This is a genomic window from Arcanobacterium sp. S3PF19 (genome assembly GCF_000758825.1).
Taxonomy (GTDB): domain Bacteria; phylum Actinomycetota; class Actinomycetes; order Actinomycetales; family Actinomycetaceae; genus Arcanobacterium_A.
Window position 1 is genome coordinate 15,127 of sequence record NZ_JRMX01000011.1, and the last position, 19,964, is coordinate 35,090.

Genomic DNA, 19,964 nt, shown 5'->3' on the forward strand with positions numbered 1-19,964 from the left:
CTTTTCCTGCTTTTTGCCGGCGCAATTTCACCTTACCCGGAAATACCGGCGCTATTCAAATAAATCATATCTGCCGGCTCCTCTGCGCAGCAGTTTCGGTTCGCCCTGCGACAGATCGACCACGGTTGTCGCCCCTGTTTCGCCCACGGGCCCTTCAACCACAATATCCACGGCATGCGAAAGTTTTTCGCAGACCTGCCACCCTTCGGTCTGCGGTTCTTCTTCGCCCGGAAGAATCAGCGACGAAGAAATCAGAGGCTCGCCCATTGCCTCCACCAGTGCCAGGGTAATGATATGATCCGGAATTCTCACCCCCACGGTCGCTTTTTTGGGGTTAAGCGTCATTCGGGGAACTTCTTTCGTGCCCCGGAGAATAAAAGTGTAGGGACCGGGGGTAAGGGATTTGATCAGCCTGAAATTGGCATTGTCGACGATTACGAGCTGTCCCAGCTGCGCAAAATTGCGGCAAAGCAGCGTAAAGTGGTGCCTGTCGCCCACCCGGCGTATTGTTCTGATCCGTTCCAGGCCCGATTTATTCGCCATCGCGCACACAAGCGCATATCCCGAGTCTGTGGGAATTGCGGCCACCGCACCCGACCTAAGCAGGCCGGTAACTTTTTCCACCAGACGCGGCTGCGGATTGCGCGGATGTATTTCCATGTATTTCGCCATTGTGCTCACCTCAGTTCCAGTGTAGTGCGCTCCCGCACGCGTTGTCTTGGACGGAGGACACTTTGCCGAAATGCGTGCGGCGGTTTCGGGTAGAATGAAGGTATGGAAGAGTTTTCCCGCACACAGTTTCCGCCGTCCGCCCTGGATTGTTTCCGCAGGGCGCTGCGCGAATATGCCCCCGAGATACCGGAGGGGGAAATTACCGCCGGGGCACGGTTTTCCGATCTCCGGCTTGATACCGTTACCCTGTGGGCTGCAGCCGCCGAATTTGAGCGCCTGGCAAAAACGGAAATTCCCGACAGCGCAATCTGCTCGGCGCATACCGTGGCGGATCTGCTGCGTTTCTTTCCGGGCGCACCGCGTGCCGATTCCTGCGGTGCGCAGCCGGCGTCTTCCACCCGGCAGCAGGAAACCGGGCTGAGTGAAGCAGCAAAAGATCTGGCGGATTTTTTCAACCGTTAATCATCGGGCCGCGCGCAGACCGGAGGCATTTTCCGTGTATATCCGTCCGCGTGCGAACGCAGGCGGAATAATTATCCCACGCGGTGCAGCCAGCGCACGGGAGCCCCCGCCCCGGCGTAACGGAATACTTCAAGTTCGTCGTCCCAGGCCTGCCCGAGGGCAATATCCAAAAGACGTTTCAGTTCGGCTGCGTCCCCGTTCGACTGCTCTATCGCAGCCCGGATTCGGTTCTCCGGCACAACCACATTTCCCACACAGTCGGTCTGCGCATAAAAAATCCCCAGGCCGGGCGTGCACGACCACCGCCCGCCGTCGGATACGGGAGTCGCCTCTTCGGTGATTTCAAAACGGAGATGTTCCCATCCGCCCAAAGCCGAAGCAAGCATCGCACCGGTGCCCGCTTCACCCGTCCACACCATTTCCCCGCGATTCATCTGCGGAACGGCAGGCTGCTTCGTCCAGTCAATATGAACGGGGTATCCGAGCACACTTGTAACCGCCCATTCAACGTGCGGCTGAACGGCCGGTGTAACCGAGTGTATAAAAATAACACCGCGGGTGGTATTTTGCTGTTTCACCTGAGACCTCCTGCTGTTGGGTGAAATTCCCCGTGACACCCACGCGAAGTCCGGCTATCTACAGCCTAGCCGATGGCAGGGGGGAATGTCACGTAACATTCTCCGTCACATTCCCCACGCTCTTTTGCTACATCCCCCGCTTACGGATTTCGCGAAGAGCCTTTTTCCGATTCTCGCGCGAAAGACGGTCCACGTAAATATGACCGTTGAGATGGTCCACCTCATGCTGGATCAGGCGGCCCCAAATCTCTTCTCCCTCAAGCACAACTTTATTGCCGTCAAGATCCGTTCCCTCGGCTTTCGCGTACCAGGCGCGTTCGCACGGATACCACAGATCCGGCACGGACAGGCATCCCTCTTCCCCGTCCTGATATTCTTCGGCGGATATATCCGTAATCACCGGATTCAGGATATATCCGCGCTTCCCCTCGATGTTCCAGGAAAACGCACGCCACGAACTGCCGATCTGGTTCGCCGCCAGACCCGCCCTTCCGGGCTCGTTCACCGTTTCCATCAGGTCGTCCACAAGACTGCGGATTCCGGGGGTAATTTCTGTAATTTCCCTGCACACAGTGCGTAAAACAGGATCTCCGATAACGCGGATATTACGATAAGTCATGCTTCCATTGTGCCATATTTTCTCTTTTTCCGCTCCTGCGCACTTCCGGGCCGCGCGGAAATAAACGGGAATAAATACGCAATTAAGAACTCACGTAAAAAAGGGAAAATAAACTAGCCGCCAAACAAAAAACAGATGTATTCTGTTTTCATCTAGGCATTTAGACCTATACAAATTTTCAGACTCAAAGACGTGTTTAATACGGATAAGGACGTACGAGATGGAAAATTTCCTCCCCACACCGGACGCGATCTGTCACTCCCCGGCACTTTCCGCGCTCGTGGGAATTCTTCCGCTGCTGACTTTTTTCGTTCTGCTGGGCGCATTTAAACTAAAAACACACCTGTGTGCCCTCGGCTCGCTGATTGCGGCGGCACTCATCGCAAAAATCGGCTTCGCAATGCCGGTGCCCCTGATCGGACTTTCCGCGGCCCAGGGCTTCGCTTTCGGTCTCGCCCCGATTCTCTACATCGTAGTTGCCGCCGTCTGGCTCTACAATCTGACCGTCGCTTCCAATAGGGCCGACGACGTGCGGACCGTCTTTTCCACCGTCGGAAAAGGGGATATGCGCATTCAGGGACTGCTGATCGGGTTTTCCTTCTGCGGTCTGCTCGAAGGTTTGGCCGGCTTCGGCGCCCCGGTGGCGATAGTCGCCGCCATGCTTGTTTCCCTCGGACTGAAACCTCTGAAAGCCGCGCTGGTCACAATGGTCGGCAACGCCATCAGCGTGGGTTTTGGCGCAATGGCGATTCCCGTTACCACCGCCGGGCGCCTGGGCGGAACGGACGGAGCCGCGGTAGCGTGGGCCGCTACGGGGATCACTCCCCTAATCGCGGCATTCATCCCGCTTCTGCTCCTCTTTATTATGGACGGAATGCGCGGCATAAAACAGCTGTGGGCGGTTGCCGTGGTCCAGGGCGCAGTCACCGCGGCCGGGCATCTGGCTGCCGGGCGCCTGATCTCCTACGAGCTGACGGCCGTCCTCGCCTCGCTTCTCGGGTTTGCCGTTGTTGCCGTGCTTCTCACCTTCTTCCGCCCCTCCACACCGGAAGAATTTTCTTCGGAAATGCGCGAACTTCCCTCCGCTTCGCGCATCACACTCGGCCTTATGCCCTATTGGCTGGTCGTCATCATCTTCGCGGTCGCGAAACTCTGGACTTTTGGCATAAACATCCCCAAAGCACTGTCCGCAACGGATATCACGATCCGCTGGCCGGGACTGTACGGGCATCTGCTTGCCGCGGACGGATCCGTTTCCGGCGCGCCCGTTTATACACTGCAGACGCTCTCCGGGCCCGGCACGATGATTGTGCTCACGGCCCTGATTGTATCTGCCGTATACGGCAGATACGGCCGCCCGGGGAAATTTGAGTTTTCTTTCGGACGCGGAATCAAAACACTGTTTTCCACCATCGCCGCACTGCGCCTGTCGCTGCTCACAATCGCACTGGTAATGTCGCTGGCATACGTAATGAATTTTTCCGGACAGACCCTGGCAATCGGCTCGGCACTGGCGGCAACCGGTGCGGCATTTGCTTTCCTCTCCCCGATTCTGGGGTGGCTGGGAACCGCCGTTACCGGCTCGGCAACCAGTGCCAACGCACTGTTTGCCAATCTTCAGGCAACTGCGGGCACGGGTGCGCATCTGGACCCGAATATCCTCCTCGCCGCCAACACGGTCGGGGGCGGTATCGGGAAAATTGTTTCCCCGCAAAATCTGGCGATTGCCTCCACCGCGATCAACGAACCGGGCTGCGAGCCTCAGCTGCTGCGCAAAGCCGCGCCCTGGTCGACCGGTCTGCTGCTTGTGCTGTGCGCGGTAATTTTCTCCGCCGCCCGGGGCCTGTCCGTATTTTAACCGGTTTTCCACACATTTCCCTGTGTGTTTTAGTCAAAGAAAGAAGATGTTAATGAAAGTTGCGTTATTTGCCACCTGCGTAGGCGATGCGATGTTTCCGCAGGCGCCTTCGGCTACCGTACATCTGTTGCGCAGACTCGGCATTCATGTTGATTTTCCGAGGTCGCAGGCGTGCTGCGGGCAGATGCACATCAACACGGGATACTATCCGGAGGCCATGCCGCTGATCAGAAACCACGTGGAAACTTTCCGCGGCGTTTTGGACGGGCAATGGGACGCCATCGTGGTTCCTTCCGGTTCCTGCACCGGGTCGATCCGCCATCAGCAGGAAATGGTTGCCGCGACCGAAGGCGAACCGGAACTGGCCCGGGAAGCAAAAGAAATTGCCGCCAAAACCTATGAGCTTTCCGAATTCCTGGTAAACGTACTGGGGCTGAGCGACGTCGGGGCATTTTTCCCGCACCGCGTCACCTATCACCCCACATGCCACTCCCTGCGCGTGGCAAAAGTCGGCGACGCGCCCTACCGTCTGCTGCAAAACGTGGAGGGAATAGATTTGGTGGAGCTGCCCGAAGAAAAATCCTGCTGCGGATTCGGCGGCACGTTCTCTTTGAAGAATCCGGAAACTTCCGCCTCCATGCTCACCGACAAAATGGCAAACATTATCTCCACGAGAGCGGAGGTACTCGTGGCAGGCGACTATTCATGTCTGATGCATATCGGAGGCGGTCTGGCCCGCAACCGCAGCGGAGTTCGCGTAATGCACCTGGCCGAAGTTCTCGCCCCCACAAAGGACGTGCCGTGGGTACCCGACGAAACAACGACGAAAGTGGGTGTATGATGACTTTTCTCGGAATGCCTTTCAGTTCAAAACGCCATGCACAGTGGGTAAACGGAGATCCTCTCCCCGACGACACCCTGCGCTGGGGAGCGAAATTCCCCACCGGGGCAAAAACAACCCTGCGCGACACCCAGCTGCGGCGAAACCTGCGTCATGCCACCGGCGCGATCCGCAACAAGCGCAATATCCGCGTATCGGAAATGCCCGACTGGGAAGACCTGCGCACAAGCGCTTCGCAAATCAAGCACTACACGATGAGCCACCTTCCGCAGCTGCTGCGGCAGATGGAAGAAAACGTGACCAAACACGGCGGAATCGTACACTGGGCAAAAGACAAAGCAGAGGCCAACGCGATTATTCTGCGTCTGCTGCAGGAAAAACAGGCACGCGAAGTCGTTAAGATCAAATCTATGGCAACCCAGGAAATCAATATGAACGAGGAGCTTGCCAAGCACGGGATCAAGGCCTGGGAAACCGATCTCGCGGAAATGATCGTGCAGCTCGGACACGATATGCCCTCACATATCGTAGTTCCGGCAATTCACCGCAACCGCGCCGAAATCCGCGAAATTTTTAAGCGCGAAATGGAAAATATCCCCGCCGATATTTCCACCGAACCGCGCGAACTGGCGGAAGCCGCCCGGCGCCATCTGCGCGAACTCTTCCTGAGCAGCAAAGTTGCGATCTCCGGATCCAATATGATGATCGCCGAAACCGGGACGGTGACGATCGTCGAATCCGAGGGAAACGGCCGGATGTGCCTCACGCTGCCGGAAACACTGATCTCCGTGGTCGGAATCGAAAAAATCGTTCCCAGCTTCCGCGACTACGAAGTGTTTCTCCAGCTTCTGCCCCGCTCGGCAACCGGCGAAAGAATGAATCCCTACACTTCGATGTGGACGGGTGTGCGCGAAGGGGACGGACCGAAGGAATTCCATCTGATTCTGCTCGACAACGGCAGATCCAAAGTGCTTGCCGACAGCGTGGGACGCCAGGCACTGCACTGCATCCGCTGCGGGGCGTGCATGAATGTGTGCCCGGTATACGAACACGTAGGCGGACACGCATACAATTCCATTTATCCGGGACCCATCGGAGCGGTTCTCACCCCCCAGCTGCTCGGTTCTTTCGACCATCACGATCCTGCGTCTTCCCTGCCGTATGCCTCCAGTCTGTGCGGAGCCTGCTTTGAGGCGTGTCCGGTGAAAATCGACATCCCCTCCGCGCTTGTGCACCTGCGGCACAAAGTGACGGAGAAAAACAGGGGCCCGGTCCCCTCCGGGTGGGATATTTCGATGAAAGCCTCCTCGGTGGTTATGGGCAGCGGAAAACTTTTCGGAGCCGCTGCACGCGCCGCAAAGCTCGGCCGTCCGCTGGGCGGAAAGGACCGGCGGATTACGATGCTGCCCTGGCCCGTCTCGGTCTGGACAAGAAACAAGGACGTGCCGGCACCGCCCGCCAAATCGTTCCGCGAGACGTTTGAGGAGGAGAAATGAGTTCACGCGATGAAATCCTGGAGAAAGTGGGCAGGGCCATTGCCGCTTCACAGCTTGCGCCCGCACCGCTTCCCAGCCGCAACTACCGCATGGAAGGTACGGATCTGCCCGGCAGTGAAGCTGTGATTGCGGACATGACGGAAAAACTGGAAGATTACACGGCCGTCGTTTCGCGCACCGACGAAAACGGTCTGGCCGATGAGATTGACAGTGCCCTGCAGGATGCAAAAACTGTTGTTGTTCCGCATGGCCTGGAGAAAACATGGACGCAGGCGGCAAAACGGAACGGAAGGAAAGTATATACGGATTCTCCCGATTCCCCGCTGACCTACCGCGAACTGGATGGGATAAAAGCCGTGGTGACGGGGGCACGCGTTGCCATTTCCCTTTCGGGTACGATCATTTTGGACGGAGAGGCGGATCAGGGACGGCGGGCAATCACGCTTATCCCGGACAAACACGTGATCGTGCTGCGGGCAAAGGATATTTACCCCAGTGTGCCGCAGGCGGTGGCAATTTTGGGTAAACATCCCACGCGTCCCCTCACATGGATCGCGGGTCCTTCCGCCACATCGGATATTGAGCTTGTACGCGTGGACGGGGTGCACGGACCGCGCAGACTGCACGTGATTATCGTGGGCTGACGCGCGCGAAACGCAGCGGGGCACGGCAGATATTTGCGGTATCTGCCGTGCCCCGTTTTCCTCCCGTTTGCATTTTTACATCTGTCTGTGCCCGGATTTCCCCACGTCGCCGCCCACGCGCGTCACGGGCGCCCGATACACTGATTGTCTGCCCGCCGGCGTTCCTCCGCACGCCGTTATTTTTCCGCGGAAGACGATCCGTCTGCGCAGCGGCAGAGCGAACGGCCGGCCGCGAAAGCTACCTCCCTGTCTGCGCTGCGGAAATTCTTTGGTTGATCTGTTTTATTTTCTTCTTTTCCCAAAGGTAAATAATGACCCATATCAGCATATAAACCAGCACAAACACACCAAAAAACCCGGCTGCTTCGTTTACGTGCGCATACCAGTGCAGATATCCTCCCACCACCAGCGCGCCGGCAGCAACACACAGTAAATGAAGTGCCGACCTGAACCACAGACTGCGCTCCGGCCTATGGTATACCCGCCCTGCCAGCGCACTCAGAGCACCGTAGAGCAGATACAGAATCCGCTCCACGGCCACGGCCGCGTTTTCGTTGTGAAACTGGTCCAGAAATCCCGGTACGCCCGGGTAGTGCCTAAGTCCCCCAAAAATCGAGGAATATACCGTTTCGCAGGCGATACCGATAAACAGTCCGATTAATGCGCCGCGTATAATGTCTCCGATAAATTTACAACGTTTCATTTTCTTCTCCCAATTTTCCTTCGCCGCACCGGCGCGTTTTCCGTTTTACAGCCCGACAGCCTTTTTAAACGCTTTCAGGCACCGGCGCGACACGTAGAATTTGTGTCCGTTCTTCAAAAACACGGTGACTGTTCCCGAAATCGAAAGATCCAATTTTTCCACAGCTCTCAAATTGACCAGTTCGGACTGGGAGATCCGAATAAAATTCCCGTCCGGATCCGGTAATTTTTCCAGCTCGCACAGACGCAGCCGAATTTTCCACTCCCCACCCCGGGCAAAGGCATACACGGCTTTTTCCCGCGTAAAAAATGCCTGCACTTCCCGGGGAGCGAGAATCACAGCGTCCGTCCCCCTGCTTCCGACAATCCGTGTCTTTCCATGCCCGGAAAGATTCCGCTCCGTCTCCGATTCGCAATACCGTATCTGAAAGTCTTCCCCGGCGGCAAAATCCATGATCCTGCGGATTTCATCGGTCATTTCAGGTGCGGTGACAGTGATCAGAGATTCGTCGTACTCCGGACTTATCACAACGGTTAATTTCATCTTTTCCTCTCGGTTTTCCGTTACGCAACAATACTGCCCGGTGCAGACGGGCAAAGCGAGCGCATTCGGTTATCGGGTAGAGTTTGGGCGACAGGCGGCACAATACGGAAACAATGCGTGCGGGCAGATAGAGCAATCCGCCCGCACGCAATTTAAAAAACAGATGCCGCCTACCGGCCGCCGCGCGGAGAGCGGGCAAATCTGCAGAGGAAAAACAATCCCGCGCAAAACAGTGCCGCTCCCAGACCCGTATAAAAGAATGCAACGAATGCTTCCGGCAGCACATTAAATACACGCAGGAGAATACCGGAGCTCATCATAATTCCCATCATCAGATAGGAACGTGCGTCAAAAAAATGCCAGAAAGGCCGCGCAGGATGCGCAAATCCGACTATCCGCCGCACATTTTTCCCAGCGGTTTTCAAAAACATCGCCCCAAACGCAATAAACACCACCAAAGGCAGCACACACGCCCACGGCGCGGACAGGCCGCTGTGCGGATAGCTGCTTAGACCAATCCATGCCACATTTCCCCCGGCAATGATCCAGACCAGACCCGCCACAGCCGTCAGCCGGAAAGTGGAAATACGAAAATGGGGACAGTCTTTCATGGCACTCCTTTGCAAGTAGAATATATGTTTCATTGTATCATTTGTCTGTGTGTGTTTTCGCATAGTCCGGTTTTCGGCAGAGACGTTTTTCCCGGCGTGTATTACACTGTTTCCTATGGTTAATATCAGACGTGCTGTTTTAATGGTTGCCCTGCTGAATTTGGCTTATGCGGCCGTGGAAATGGCGATGGCGCTCGCAATCGGCTCCGTTTCCCTGTTCGCGGACTGCGTTGATTTTCTCGAAGATACCGCGATCAATGCTTTGGTGTTTTTCTCTCTGACGCGTACGGACAGAATAAAGCAAAAAGCCGGATTCGTGCTTTCTTTCATTATTCTCGTGCCCGCCGCGGCGGCTTTTGCCACGGCTGTTTACAAAGCGGTCTGCCGCGAAGCACCGGAGCCGTTCACACTCACGGGAACGGCGGCGGGCGCAATGGCAGTAAATCTGGTCTGTGCCCTGCTTCTGATCAGGCTCCGGCGGCAAAGTACGGCAGAGGGCGGCTCGCTGATACGCGGAGCGTGGCTGGCGGCAAGAAACGATGTATTTGCAGACATACTGATTATGGCTGCCGGCTGTGCCACGTTCTTCCGTCCCGTTGCGTGGTGGGACATTACGGCGGGAATAATCATCGCGGTTATTAATTTCCACGCTTTCAAAGAGGTCTTTACTGCGGCCAAACATGAGGGAGACCCTCTGGAACTGCTTGAAGAGGAGGACGGGTAACAGCACCGGGCGCGGGTTTTTCCGTGTTTCGTTTTTCGCGGCGCAAAGCCGCAGAAGGAAAACAGATCAGCAGACGGATTGCCGGCGGCAAAGCAGGCAGCGGACAGCAAAAAGAGGGGCAGTGAGCGGAGTCACCGAAAAATAATTCATTTAATTTGGAGATTTCACACTTTACTAGTAACATAAGAGAGTCGTTTGGGGCATTGGCGCAGTTGGTAGCGCGCTTCCATGGCATGGAAGAGGTCAGGGGTTCGAATCCCCTATGCTCCACCAATTCCCGCGCCGGGCGCGGGTTTTCCTTTATTTTAGGCTGTTTTGCCTTTGATGATTTTACTTCGCTTTTCCGCGCGCGTGCACGCCGGCGGCGGATTTTGCCAAAATCGGCTTCGAAGCGGCTGCCGCCGTTTTTACCGCATTGCGCAAAAAGTCCGATTTAAATTCTGCGGCAAACAGATGCCGTATTTACCGCCACAGATTGGCCGGCAGCCCGGTTTCCCCCTCGATCCAACCGTTGTAGGTAACTACGCGCCAAGGCGGATTTGCCTTCGGACGCGGAATAAGACGCGCCCAATGACAGTTGTCCTGCCCCTGAAAACCCGTCCACTGCTGCGGATCCATTTCCAGCAGACACATAATACCGTTTACGATTGAGCCGCCGTGGGCCACAAACATCAGCACATCGTCCTGCCCGCTTTCACGGACCGCATCCAATACGGCTTCTTTTACACGCATACCGCATGCCAAACGCGTTTCCACATTCACGCCTTCGGGCTGTTTTCCTTCCCTCCACGCGCAAAATTCGGCAGGCCATCTGTCTTTGATTTCTTTTGCCGTCAGTTTTTCCCAATCCCCGTAGGAGCGTTCCCGCAGCCGCGGATCAACCGTGACCTCCAAATGAAGCAGCCCGGCAAGCACCTCCGCTGTCTGCTTTGCCCGCAGCAGATCGGAACAGTAAATCTTTGTGATCTGTTTTTTCGCCAGTTCCGGAGCGATCTCACGCGCCTGCGCCAGCCCCTCCCCGTTCAGCGGACAGTCGGTTGACCCCTGTATTCTGCCCCGGATATTCAGATCGGTCTGTCCGTGTCTCCAAAACAGCAGCTCTTTTGCCACAGCAGCTCACTCCCCCAAATCGGAAAAATCAAAATACCGGCTCAGTGAAGACTCTTCCTCCGCCGGCGCACACTTAATGTCGTCGGGAAGATCCAGCACCGGGCAGTCTCCCCAAAGCTTTTCCAAAGCATAGTATTCGCGGTCTTCGTCCTGCTGCACATGCACCATAATATCGCCGAAATCGAGCAGCACCCAGTGCGCTTCGCCTTCCAGGCCTTCGCGGCGCAGACGCGGCATCCCGTGTTTCTCAACCGCTTCCTCAACGGCATCCACGATCGCGCGCACCTGCCGTTCGGAAGAACCGGAAATCACCACAAACACATCCGTCAGCACCAGACGCTGCGAGACGTCAATCGCGACCAGCGACGTGCATTTCAGCTCTGCCGCCGCACGTGCGGCAACTATCGCCATTTCTTTTGCTTCTTCTGTGGCAGCCACATTTTCCTCTCAATAGTTCCGCAATTTATGTTTTACGCCCGGCATTCCGTTTCGCAGACCGCCGGGCGGACCGTCTTTACAGCAGACGCACGCCGGATACCGCGGCCGGCAGCGTCGGATCCCCCGCACTGAAAAATGCCGCGTTAATCCAGGATCCCAACAGATATCCGATAATCGCACCAACCACAATCAGCACGAGAAACAGCAGCCATGAATGTTTCTGCCCGTAATCGGCACGTACTTCCACTTCCGAAACACCGGCGCATTCCCCTGCGCTCTTTTCTTCTTCCGCGTTTTCTTCCGCACCCTGCCGGGGCGCAGCCTCTTCCTGCCCGCCGGACGCATCTGCGTCAGCGTCAGGCGCGGCAGCCGGCTCATTATCCGACACCGTATCTCCCTGCATTCTCTGCAGCAGCCTGCTGCGCAGGGAGTTGTCTTCCTGCTCCCGACCGGGACGCACGTCCGATTCTCCGTGCGCGGCATTACCGCCGGTGTATTCCCCTGTGCCGGGCTCCGGCTCCTGTGCGGCGTTGGTGTGTGAATCGGGTACCGGAGTGCTCTGCGCCCGGTCGGTTTCCCGCCCGGCCGGTTTTGCCTTCTGCTGCGAAACGGAAGACCCCTCTTCAGACCCGCTCCGGCCGTCCTCGGAAAAACGGTCGAACACAGATACCCGCGAAGGAGTGCGCAAAGACGGTTCCGAGTGGGTCTGCCCGGCGGAAGTTTCCTGCACGGAAGGGAGATTTTCTTCCTCTTTTGTCGCCATGTCCAGCTTTTCCAGCTGCTCGCGTTCCCTGCGCTCCGCTTCGCGCATTTCTTTGCGCGAAGGACGGCGCAGACGCAGCTCCTGTGTTTCGGACAAAGACGGCGCGTCATTCGGACGGGTCTGCAGTTTTCCCATCTCGCGCAGCTGTCTGCGTGTCAGGCGCGGAGTTTCGCTCATTATTTTCCCCTTCCGGTATACCCGGTAAACATCTTATCTCAATTCACCGCATTTGCGCTTCTCAGTCGACCACAAGCGAGGTGGTCCTAACTTCGCACTCCCGATAAAGACTGTATTTGGAAATGTACTGCACAACACCGTCCGGGGCGAGATACCAAATCGGACGCTCCGCCGCCGCGCGGCGCCGGATATCGGTTGAGGAAATAGCCATTGCCGGCACATCGATCACCGTCACTCCCTCAGAGGGCAGTCCCTGCGTGTTCAGTTCGTGCCCGGGACGGTTCACTCCCACAAAATGCGCCATCGCCCACAGCTCGCGCTGGTCTTTCCACTTCAGAATCTGGGGCAGCACGTCCGCTCCCGTAATAAAATACAGTTCCGCATGGGGATAGACTTTCTGCAGATCACGCAGCGTGTCGATGGTATACGTAACTCCCCCGCGGTCGATATCCGCCCGGGAAACGGAAAAATGCGGATTGCTCGCCGTGGCAATCACCGTCATCAGATAACGGTGTTCGGGAAAAGTGACCTTTCGGTTCTGCTTGAAAGGCTGGAGCCCGGTGGGCACAAACACCACTTCGTCCAGGTCGAAATACGCCTGCACCTCGGAGGCGGCCACCAAATGCCCGTTGTGAATCGGATCAAAAGTACCGCCCATAATCCCGATCCGCTGCGGTTTGTTCTTTTCCGACACACCCATGTTTCCCTGCCAATTTTGTATTCCGACTCCACATCTGTGTGGATAGTGCCATTTTAACCCCATTTCGGGTTTTGGCGCCGGAAACAGCCTCCCCCTCCGATCCGGGCCGCTCTTGCCGATTTCGTTGTCAGCGCAGAATACGGAGCAAAATAGAACTATTTTGAATTATGCGTCATGATGGAGATAACCGTAGAACGCATACTGCAAAAGGATGGAGAAACATGGCTACGATCGAAATAACTGCCGATAATTTTTCACAGACCGTTGAAAAAGGGCTCGTTTTTCTGGATTTCTGGGCGTCGTGGTGCGGACCGTGCAGACGCTTCGGACCCGTATTTGAAGACGCGTCAAACCGCTACCCGCACATCAAATTCGGAAAAGTAAGCACCGAAACCCAGCCGGAGATCGCACAGCGGCACAATATCATGTCTATTCCGACGGTGGTAGTTTACCGCAACGGAAAACAGGTCATGACGCAGATCGGCGCAATGGACAAAACCGACCTGGACCGTCTCATTGCCCAGGCACAGGAAGTATAACAGAAGAAACGCGCAGGCACGGCAGCGGGAAACACGCAGCCGCGCAATGACGCATAATAAACGCAACGGCGAAGCGGGAACGGTTTCCCTCTTCGCCGTCTGTTTTACGCGGCCAACCTGTTCTGCCGCGCATCATTTCGCGGCTGCCGGCCGGTTCAGATCTGGTTGCGGTCCATTCTCGTGCGCGTCTTAATCAGCGGGATCACGCCCCGCAAAATAGAAGCCAAATCCGTGGGCATGGAAGCCGGAATGAAATAAATACCGTCCGCCGCGCCGTATTTAATCCATTTCTCCACACCGTCCGCCACATCATAGACAGTTCCGATGGAAAAAGGAATCGCGTTAAACAGCGGTTCGTGCGTGATATCGGCAATGAGGGCCGCCCGTTCCCGCGCCGCCTGCATGGTAGCCGAAACCACTATTCCCAGCTCCACATACACCATAATTTTTGTGTCCTGCGCATGGGCACTGGCACTCAGCTCAAAACGCAGCGCGCGCATCCGCTGCGGATCTTTGACCTTCAGACGCACGGAGTCAAACACACGGGTCACCACTTCGCGGTTCCCCTCCATGTACTCCACGTCGTCGACGATCCCCATCAGACGAATCCCATGCTTATGGGCCACATCGGCGAATTTTTCCAGAAACGCAAAGTCCGTGTCCGAAGTCAGACGCACGGCAGCCGTGCGTATTCCGCCCAGCCGGGGCAAAAAGGCGGGAAGCGCCCCTATTCCCGCGCTGTCAAAGGGAAGTTCGATGCAGATGCCGCCCGTGTCGAGCACATTCGACAGTTTTTCCGCGGCACGCAGACCGTCGAGGGAAGCCACCCTCTCCATGTGTGCGGGATCGAGGTGAAAATTACGGTCCAAAGAGACAAAATCCACATCTCCGCTTAAAGCGGCCTTCACTGCCGCAGACAAACGCGGATAATTCAGTTCCGAAACAGTTGTCTCCGGCCCGTACTCACCGGGTATTTCCAACGGCTGCAGACCCAGAGCCGACAGATCGAAACCGACGAGCACCTCGGCATAGGTATCGGGCGGACCAAGAGGCGAATCCAAGGCAAGCGGAGTTGAATCCCAAAGCGCCCGCTTTGAAGTTGCAACTTCTATCACAGTATTTCCCATTCCCCTTCGCAAACATAGCTGTAAGATACAGTTTAGTTCATTTCCGCAAAAAGGTGAAAGCCGCAGGCGCCCCCGCACGGCTTAACGATCGCGTTCCCCATCCGGCGTAACCCATTTGCCCTGTTCGCGCTCCGCGCGCAATTCCTCGCGCGCTGCCTGTTTGGCGTCCATCCGCTCATGGTAAAACGCCTTTTTCTCTTTTCTCGTGGAGCGCCGGTTTTCTTCCAGACGCAAATCCGTGCCCCTGGGTCCCTGCACCTGCGCGACGGCGCTCACCGTCGGCTCCCAGTCGAAAATCATCCCGCCTTCCTCCGGGCCGATCACAACCATTTCACCGGCCTGCGCACCTGCGCGGTAAAGCTCCTTTTCGATTCCCAGGGAATTAAGCCTGTCCGAAAGATAACCCACGGCCTCGTCGTTGGAAAAATCTGTCTGGCGCACCAAACGTTCCACTTTTGTTCCGCGAATCTGAAAGAAACGCTGTTCCCCGCGGCGGCAGAGACGAACCGTAAAACCGCATCCGCTTTTGTTTCCCAGCGGACGGATCACCGTACGCGGCTGCCGGTCGGACAGTTCTTTTTCAGATTCGCGCACGGCGGTTACGATTTGCCCCAGACCGTAGCCCAGAGCCTTCAGCCCCTCACGGGAAACGGCGGAAACGGAAAAGACCGGCAGCGAACGTTTCTTAAGCGCATCACGGATGGAATCGGCAATTTCACGCGCCTGCGGCAGATCAATTTTGTTCAGCACAACAACCCGCGGCCGTGCGGGAAGCGGAATCTGCCCGGCAATCGGAGGCACACGCGAAGCGTAGGAAGCAAGCTCGGATTCAATCAGATCCAGATCGGAAAGCGGATCCCGGCTAGGATCCGAAGCCGCGCAGTCAAGCACGTGGACGATCGTTGCGCAGCGTTCTATATGCCGCAGAAATTCCAGTCCCAGGCCTTTTCCCTCGGCCGCCCCCGGGATCAGTCCCGGCACGTCCGCCAGCGTATAACGGTATTCGCCGAACTGTGCGACGCCCAAATTCGGCACAAGCGTGGTAAAAGGATAATCCGCAATTTTCGGCCGCGCCGCACTCATTGCCGCAATCAGCGACGATTTTCCCGCAGAGGGGAATCCCACAAGGGCAACATCGGCAACCGATTTCAGCTCCAGAATCAGATCGCGTTTTTCCCCCTCGTCGCCCAACAGGGCAAAACCGGGAGCGCGGCGTTTGGGGGAAGCCAGAGCGGCATTGCCCAATCCGCCAAATCCGCCTTCGGCAGCGACATACTGCGCGCCCAAGCCGACCAGGTCCGCAAGAATATTTCCATCCGCGTCTTTTACCACCGTACCGTTGGGCACGCTCACAATTAAGTCCGCGCCGCGTTTTCCGTGCCGCAGGCCTCCTTCGCCCTGTCCGCCGTTTTCCGCTTTCAGGTGCGGACTGTGGTGCAGATGCAAAAGCGTGGTCTCCCTGCCGTCCACACGCAGGATAATATCCCCTCCGTGCCCTCCGTTTGCACCGTCGGGACCGCCGAGAGGCTTGAATTTTTCACGGTGTACCGACGCCACACCGTTTCCGCCTTTTCCGGCTTCCAAATGCAGTGTCACGCGGTCCACAAATTTCACCATGGGTCAGTTCCTTCCGGATAATAAGGGCAACAAAAACAGGGGCGGAGAGATGCCCTCCGCCCCGAAGTTTGCCAAACGTCTGTCAATAACTTTTATGCGTCTGCCAAAACAACATTGACGACTTTGCGGTCACGGCGAACACCGAATTCCACGGTGCCCTCGGCGAGCGCAAACAAGGTGTCGTCTTTTCCGCGGCCGACATTGGCACCCGGATGGAAATGGGTACCGCGCTGACGCACGATGATTTCACCTGCATTGACAAACTGACCGCCAAAACGCTTCACACCCAGCCGCTGCGCATTGGAATCGCGGCCGTTGCTGGTGGAGCTGGCGCCCTTCTTATGTGCCATGTTTCCTGACCTGCTCTCTTAACTATTTAAGCTTGTTGAACGGATAACCCAAAGGGGACGAATCACTTAATGCCGGTGACCTTAAGACGGGTCAGCTTCTGCCGGTGACCCTGACGCTTGCGGTAACCGGTCTTATTCTTGTACTTAACGATAGAAATCTTCGGACCCTTCTCGTCACCCACAATTTCGGCAGTCACCTTAGCGGAAATACCATCGGCGGCAGTGGTGATCTTCTCACCGTCGACAAGCATAATCGGCTCCAGCTCAACCTTGTCTCCGGCCTTGCCTTCAATTCTGTCCACAACGAGAATGCCTCCAACAGACGCCTTTTCCTGACGCCCGCCTGCTTTCACAATCGCGTAAACCACGTTCTGCTCATCTCTGTCGATACGGCTGCATACGCAGATGCGCATGCACTGAAAATTATAGGCACATTTCACGTGCCGACACACCACCTTACTTCACGCGGGGCAGTGTAAACAAGTTCGGGAAAGGCGATAATCGCCACATTCACCGTTCGGTCTGCGATGCGGGCTGCGCGACGGGGAAAGAAATAATTTCAAACCCCTCCGCCGTTTTCGGAGTGATCGTTCCCGTGGAAGACACCCGGCGGCGTTTCGGCGCGGACTTGGCGCCCCCGCCCGGAGTCTCTTTCTCCGCGGTTTCCTCCCCCGGAGCCGGGGCAGGAGGTGCGGTTTTTGCCGCTTTTGCCCGCGATGTACCTGCGGCGTCTTTCCGTTTCCGGGCGCGCGCGGCCGACTTCGGCTTTTTCTCCCGCGCATTTTCGCCATGTCCGTCTTTTTCCTCCGCCGGGCGGTCTTGCGCGGCGGGTTCCCCGTTTTCTTCGTGGTGTTTCCCGGCCGCGGCAGCGATATTCGCCAAAGCCTCTTTCACCTTTGCCTGCTTCGGATCCGCGGCGGGTTCGGCATGCCGTGTCTTCTTCGGCTGTTCTTCCTTCTCCACCGGATCTTCATGGGAAATATATCCGCGCCCGGCGCACGCTTCGCAGGTTGTGGAAAAAGCCTCCACAAGTCCCTGGCCCACGCGCTTGCGCGTCATCTGCACCAGACCCAGCGAACTGACCTCGGCAACCTGATGCCGCGTACGGTCGCGCCCCAGACACTCAATCAGACGCCGCAGCACAAGATCGCGGTTCGCTTCCAATACCATGTCGATAAAGTCGATTACGACGATTCCCCCGATATCGCGCAGACGCAGCTGGCGCACAATTTCCTCGGCGGCTTCCAGATTGTTGCGCGTAACGGTTTCCTCCAGCGTGCCTCCCGTGCCGGTGAACTTTCCCGTGTTTACGTCAATCACGGTCATGGCTTCCGTCCGGTCGATCACCAGCGATCCGCCCGAAGGCAGATACACCATTCTGTCGAAGGCTTTCTGCAGCTGCTCATCAACCCGGTAATGGGCGAAAATATCCTTATCCTCTTCCCACTTTTCCATTCTGTCGGCCAGTTCGGGAGACAGATCCTCCACATAGCGGGAAATGGTTTCCCAGGCGTTTTCCCCGGAAATGCGCAGCTTGTTGAAGTCCTCGTTGAACACGTCGCGCACTACCCGCACGGCCAGTTCGGGTTCTCCTTTGAGCAGCGAAGGCGCATTTTTCGAACTCTTCGACTTCGCCTCAATGTCTTTCCATGAGGCAATCAGGCGTCCGACGTCGTTGCGCAGCTGTTCGTCGGTTGCCCCTTCGGCGGCGGTACGTACGATCACCCCGTGGCACGAAGGCACAATCTCTTTCAGCAGCCGTTTCAGGCGGATCCGCTCGGCTTCGGGAAGTTTGCGGGAAATACCCGTCATCGCACCGTTGGGCACGAGCACCAGATGGCGTCCCGCGAGAGTGATCTGACCCGTCAGACGGGCCCCCTTGTGCCCGATCGGATCCTTGGTTACCTGCACCAATACCGGATCCCCGGACTTAAGTGCGTTTTCGATCCTGCGCGGTCTGCCTTCCAGACCGACCGCATCCCAATTGACTTCCCCGGCATAGAGAACCGCGTTGCGTCCTCTGCCGATGTCTACGAATGCGGCTTCCATCGAAGGCAGCACGTTCTGCACCCTGCCCAGATACACGTTGCCGACCATTGAAGTCTGTGTGTGCCTGGCCACATAATGTTCGACGAGCACACCGTCTTCGGTGACGGCGATCTGGTTCAGACCGTCACGCTCGCGAATCAGCATTTCGCGGTAAACGGATTCCCGGCGGGCCAAAAACTCCGCTTCCGAAATAGAATGGCGCCGGCGGCCGACTTCCCGTCCCTCTTTGCGTCTCTGCCGCTTGGCGGCCAGGCGTGTCGAACCCTTGGGTGCGCTGACTTCGTCTGCGGGGGCAGACGCGCGGCGCCTCCTGCGGCGAACCGTAGGCACTTCTTCGGCCGAATCCTCATTCTCTTCCGCGCCGCTTTCCCCGGCCTGCGGCACCGCATCTTTCCCGGTTTTTCTTCTGCGCCGCAGACGTTTCTTTTCCCCGGGCTGCCGATCCTGCGGAATTTCGTTTTCGTCTCCGTTTTCGGCTGTATCTGCCGAATGCCGCACGGACGCCGCCTTTGTCTCTTCGCTGCTTCTTCCGCCCCTTGTGCCGCGGCGCGATCTGCGCGGCGCCTCTTTTTCCTTTTCCGCGGATTCGCCGTCGACGGCGGCTTCATCCCCGTCCTGCCCCGCAGATGAACCGTGCCCGGCTGCGGCTGCCAGAGCCGCCATGTCCGGCTCCCTGAAAAGAGGTGCCGTAACCGCCGGCAGCTGCACGGAAGGCAGCGTTTTAACGGTCTGCCGGGGCGTTTCTTCCGCAGAGAAAACGAGATCCGCAATCGCCGCTTTGGGCACGGACACGCGGACGGATTTCTTTTCCGCACTGCGGCGGCGCGGATCGTTTTTCAGCTCGGTCAGCGAATCGGCAACGGCCTTTTCCGCGCTGCTTCTTCTTTCCGTCCCCGATTTTCGGGCACGCCCGCGCTGCCCGCCCAATTCTCCGCTCTGCGGAGAAGACTGCTGATCAGTCATGGATATACTCCCCCGGCGGCACAAAGTGCATCGAATCTTATGCGCCGCCGTATTTAAGTCGGTGCAATCTCGGATTGCAAAAGTCTTCTTCAGCGTTTCGGCACGGCAGCACGAGAACCGGCGCACAGACAACCGAAACGGAACCGAATTGATGCAATTCGGTCTTTCGCACATAATTATACACATTTTCCGCCCCGTAACTGACCGGAGAAACAAAATAACGGGATTCACACGGGAATAAGTGCGGAAACACACATTTGGCCGGCAGCTGCGCGCCGTCGCGGAAAATAAAATAAGAAAAACAAATGTTGCGTTATTCTTTTGCGACACCACGCTTCGAAACCGCCCGGAAGCATAGGTTCTATAGAGACGCAAAAACG

General features: G+C 57.0%; 22 protein-coding genes and 1 tRNA gene. 8 read left to right on the top strand and 15 right to left on the bottom strand.

Going from position 1 to position 19,964, the window contains the following annotated elements; genetic code table 11:
• Positions 1 to 51: 51 nt before the first annotated feature.
• Positions 52 to 672 (bottom strand): L-threonylcarbamoyladenylate synthase, encoded by a 621-nt coding sequence (locus tag HMPREF1631_RS02015; protein WP_034231822.1) that lies wholly within the window; start codon positions 670 to 672, stop codon positions 52 to 54.
• Between the two features lie 102 nt (positions 673 to 774).
• On the opposite strand from HMPREF1631_RS02015, the gene HMPREF1631_RS02020 reads away from it, so the two are divergent.
• Positions 775 to 1,134: a hypothetical protein gene (locus tag HMPREF1631_RS02020; RefSeq protein ID WP_034231825.1), complete on the top strand. Its 360-nt coding sequence runs from the start codon at positions 775 to 777 to the stop codon at positions 1,132 to 1,134.
• A 71-nt stretch (positions 1,135 to 1,205) separates the two neighbouring features.
• Here the strand turns inward: HMPREF1631_RS02020 and HMPREF1631_RS02025 are convergent, their stop codons facing one another.
• Both HMPREF1631_RS02025 and def read right to left on the bottom strand, forming a co-directional pair.
• Positions 1,206 to 1,712 (bottom strand): DUF3145 domain-containing protein, encoded by a 507-nt coding sequence (locus tag HMPREF1631_RS02025; protein ID WP_034231827.1) that lies wholly within the window; start codon positions 1,710 to 1,712, stop codon positions 1,206 to 1,208.
• 127 nt (positions 1,713 to 1,839) lie between these two features.
• Positions 1,840 to 2,331, bottom strand: coding sequence for a peptide deformylase (def, locus tag HMPREF1631_RS02030; protein WP_034231830.1), 492 nt, complete (start codon positions 2,329 to 2,331; stop codon positions 1,840 to 1,842).
• Between the two features lie 220 nt (positions 2,332 to 2,551).
• Between def and HMPREF1631_RS02035 the strand changes: the two genes are divergently transcribed.
• Genes HMPREF1631_RS02035 through HMPREF1631_RS02050 form a run of 4 tightly spaced genes read left to right on the top strand, consistent with a single transcriptional unit; the run spans position 2,552 to position 7,170 of the window.
• Complete coding sequence (locus tag HMPREF1631_RS02035) at positions 2,552 to 4,189, top strand: L-lactate permease (RefSeq protein WP_034231833.1); 1,638 nt, start codon at positions 2,552 to 2,554, stop codon at positions 4,187 to 4,189.
• Between the two features lie 52 nt (positions 4,190 to 4,241).
• Positions 4,242 to 5,030: a (Fe-S)-binding protein gene (locus HMPREF1631_RS02040; RefSeq protein ID WP_034232011.1), complete on the top strand. Its 789-nt coding sequence runs from the start codon at positions 4,242 to 4,244 to the stop codon at positions 5,028 to 5,030.
• Positions 5,027 to 6,526 carry a LutB/LldF family L-lactate oxidation iron-sulfur protein gene (locus tag HMPREF1631_RS02045; protein ID WP_034231836.1) on the top strand — a complete coding sequence of 500 codons (1,500 nt, stop codon included), beginning with the start codon at positions 5,027 to 5,029 and terminating at the stop codon, positions 6,524 to 6,526. The genes HMPREF1631_RS02040 and HMPREF1631_RS02045 overlap by 4 nt, the downstream gene beginning before the upstream one ends.
• Positions 6,523 to 7,170, top strand: coding sequence for a lactate utilization protein C (locus HMPREF1631_RS02050; RefSeq protein ID WP_034231839.1), 648 nt, complete (start codon positions 6,523 to 6,525; stop codon positions 7,168 to 7,170). Before HMPREF1631_RS02045 ends, HMPREF1631_RS02050 begins: the two co-directional genes overlap by 4 nt.
• Positions 7,171 to 7,408: 238 nt before the next feature.
• Here the strand turns inward: HMPREF1631_RS02050 and HMPREF1631_RS06740 are convergent, their stop codons facing one another.
• The 3 genes from HMPREF1631_RS06740 to HMPREF1631_RS02070 all read right to left on the bottom strand — a co-directional run bounded on the left by HMPREF1631_RS06740 (position 7,409) and on the right by HMPREF1631_RS02070 (position 9,027).
• Positions 7,409 to 7,873: a DUF3021 domain-containing protein gene (locus tag HMPREF1631_RS06740; RefSeq protein ID WP_052046956.1), complete on the bottom strand. Its 465-nt coding sequence runs from the start codon at positions 7,871 to 7,873 to the stop codon at positions 7,409 to 7,411.
• A gap of 45 nt (positions 7,874 to 7,918) precedes the next feature.
• Positions 7,919 to 8,416, bottom strand: a complete 498-nt coding sequence (locus HMPREF1631_RS06745) for a LytTR family DNA-binding domain-containing protein (protein ID WP_052046957.1) — start codon at positions 8,414 to 8,416, stop codon at positions 7,919 to 7,921.
• Between the two features lie 170 nt (positions 8,417 to 8,586).
• Positions 8,587 to 9,027, bottom strand: a complete 441-nt coding sequence (locus tag HMPREF1631_RS02070) for a membrane protein (RefSeq protein WP_034231845.1) — start codon at positions 9,025 to 9,027, stop codon at positions 8,587 to 8,589.
• 115 nt (positions 9,028 to 9,142) lie between these two features.
• Here HMPREF1631_RS02070 and HMPREF1631_RS02075 point away from each other — a divergent pair, with 115 nt between their 5' ends.
• Together HMPREF1631_RS02075 and HMPREF1631_RS02080 are read left to right on the top strand one after the other, a co-directional pair.
• Entirely contained in the window at positions 9,143 to 9,751 is a 609-nt protein-coding gene (locus HMPREF1631_RS02075) for a cation transporter (protein ID WP_034231848.1), read from the top strand.
• A 197-nt stretch (positions 9,752 to 9,948) separates the two neighbouring features.
• A tRNA-Ala gene (locus HMPREF1631_RS02080) sits at positions 9,949 to 10,024 on the top strand.
• Positions 10,025 to 10,213: 189 nt separating this feature from the next.
• Here the strand turns inward: HMPREF1631_RS02080 and HMPREF1631_RS02085 are convergent.
• From HMPREF1631_RS02085 to nadD, 4 genes are all read right to left on the bottom strand, one after another.
• Positions 10,214 to 10,861: a histidine phosphatase family protein gene (locus HMPREF1631_RS02085; protein WP_034231851.1), complete on the bottom strand. Its 648-nt coding sequence runs from the start codon at positions 10,859 to 10,861 to the stop codon at positions 10,214 to 10,216.
• A 6-nt stretch (positions 10,862 to 10,867) separates the two neighbouring features.
• Positions 10,868 to 11,299 (bottom strand): ribosome silencing factor, encoded by a 432-nt coding sequence (gene rsfS / locus HMPREF1631_RS02090; RefSeq protein WP_052046958.1) that lies wholly within the window; start codon positions 11,297 to 11,299, stop codon positions 10,868 to 10,870.
• A 76-nt stretch (positions 11,300 to 11,375) separates the two neighbouring features.
• Positions 11,376 to 12,239, bottom strand: a complete 864-nt coding sequence (locus HMPREF1631_RS02095) for a hypothetical protein (protein WP_034231853.1) — start codon at positions 12,237 to 12,239, stop codon at positions 11,376 to 11,378.
• 61 nt (positions 12,240 to 12,300) lie between these two features.
• On the bottom strand, positions 12,301 to 12,933 hold the full coding sequence (nadD, locus tag HMPREF1631_RS02100; protein ID WP_052046978.1) for a nicotinate-nucleotide adenylyltransferase: 633 nt from the start codon (positions 12,931 to 12,933) through the stop codon (positions 12,301 to 12,303).
• Positions 12,934 to 13,106: 173 nt separating this feature from the next.
• Here nadD and trxA point away from each other — a divergent pair, with 173 nt between their 5' ends.
• The gene (gene trxA, locus HMPREF1631_RS02105) at positions 13,107 to 13,478 is read left to right on the top strand and encodes a thioredoxin (RefSeq protein WP_084707324.1); all 372 of its coding nucleotides are present in this window, start codon (positions 13,107 to 13,109) and stop codon (positions 13,476 to 13,478) included.
• A gap of 155 nt (positions 13,479 to 13,633) precedes the next feature.
• On the opposite strand, the gene HMPREF1631_RS02110 is transcribed toward trxA, so the two are convergent.
• The 5 genes from HMPREF1631_RS02110 to HMPREF1631_RS02130 form a co-directional block, all read right to left on the bottom strand.
• On the bottom strand, positions 13,634 to 14,605 hold the full coding sequence (locus tag HMPREF1631_RS02110; RefSeq protein WP_034231856.1) for a hypothetical protein: 972 nt from the start codon (positions 14,603 to 14,605) through the stop codon (positions 13,634 to 13,636).
• An 81-nt stretch (positions 14,606 to 14,686) separates the two neighbouring features.
• The gene (gene obgE, locus HMPREF1631_RS02115) at positions 14,687 to 16,222 is read right to left on the bottom strand and encodes a GTPase ObgE (protein ID WP_034231858.1); all 1,536 of its coding nucleotides are present in this window, start codon (positions 16,220 to 16,222) and stop codon (positions 14,687 to 14,689) included.
• A gap of 92 nt (positions 16,223 to 16,314) precedes the next feature.
• On the bottom strand, positions 16,315 to 16,572 hold the full coding sequence (gene rpmA, locus HMPREF1631_RS02120; protein WP_034231860.1) for a 50S ribosomal protein L27: 258 nt from the start codon (positions 16,570 to 16,572) through the stop codon (positions 16,315 to 16,317).
• Between the two features lie 62 nt (positions 16,573 to 16,634).
• Complete coding sequence (gene rplU, locus HMPREF1631_RS02125) at positions 16,635 to 16,940, bottom strand: 50S ribosomal protein L21 (protein WP_034232025.1); 306 nt, start codon at positions 16,938 to 16,940, stop codon at positions 16,635 to 16,637.
• A 142-nt stretch (positions 16,941 to 17,082) separates the two neighbouring features.
• Positions 17,083 to 19,584 carry an Rne/Rng family ribonuclease gene (locus HMPREF1631_RS02130; RefSeq protein WP_052046960.1) on the bottom strand — a complete coding sequence of 834 codons (2,502 nt, stop codon included), beginning with the start codon at positions 19,582 to 19,584 and terminating at the stop codon, positions 17,083 to 17,085.
• Between the last annotated feature and the right edge of the window lie 380 nt (positions 19,585 to 19,964).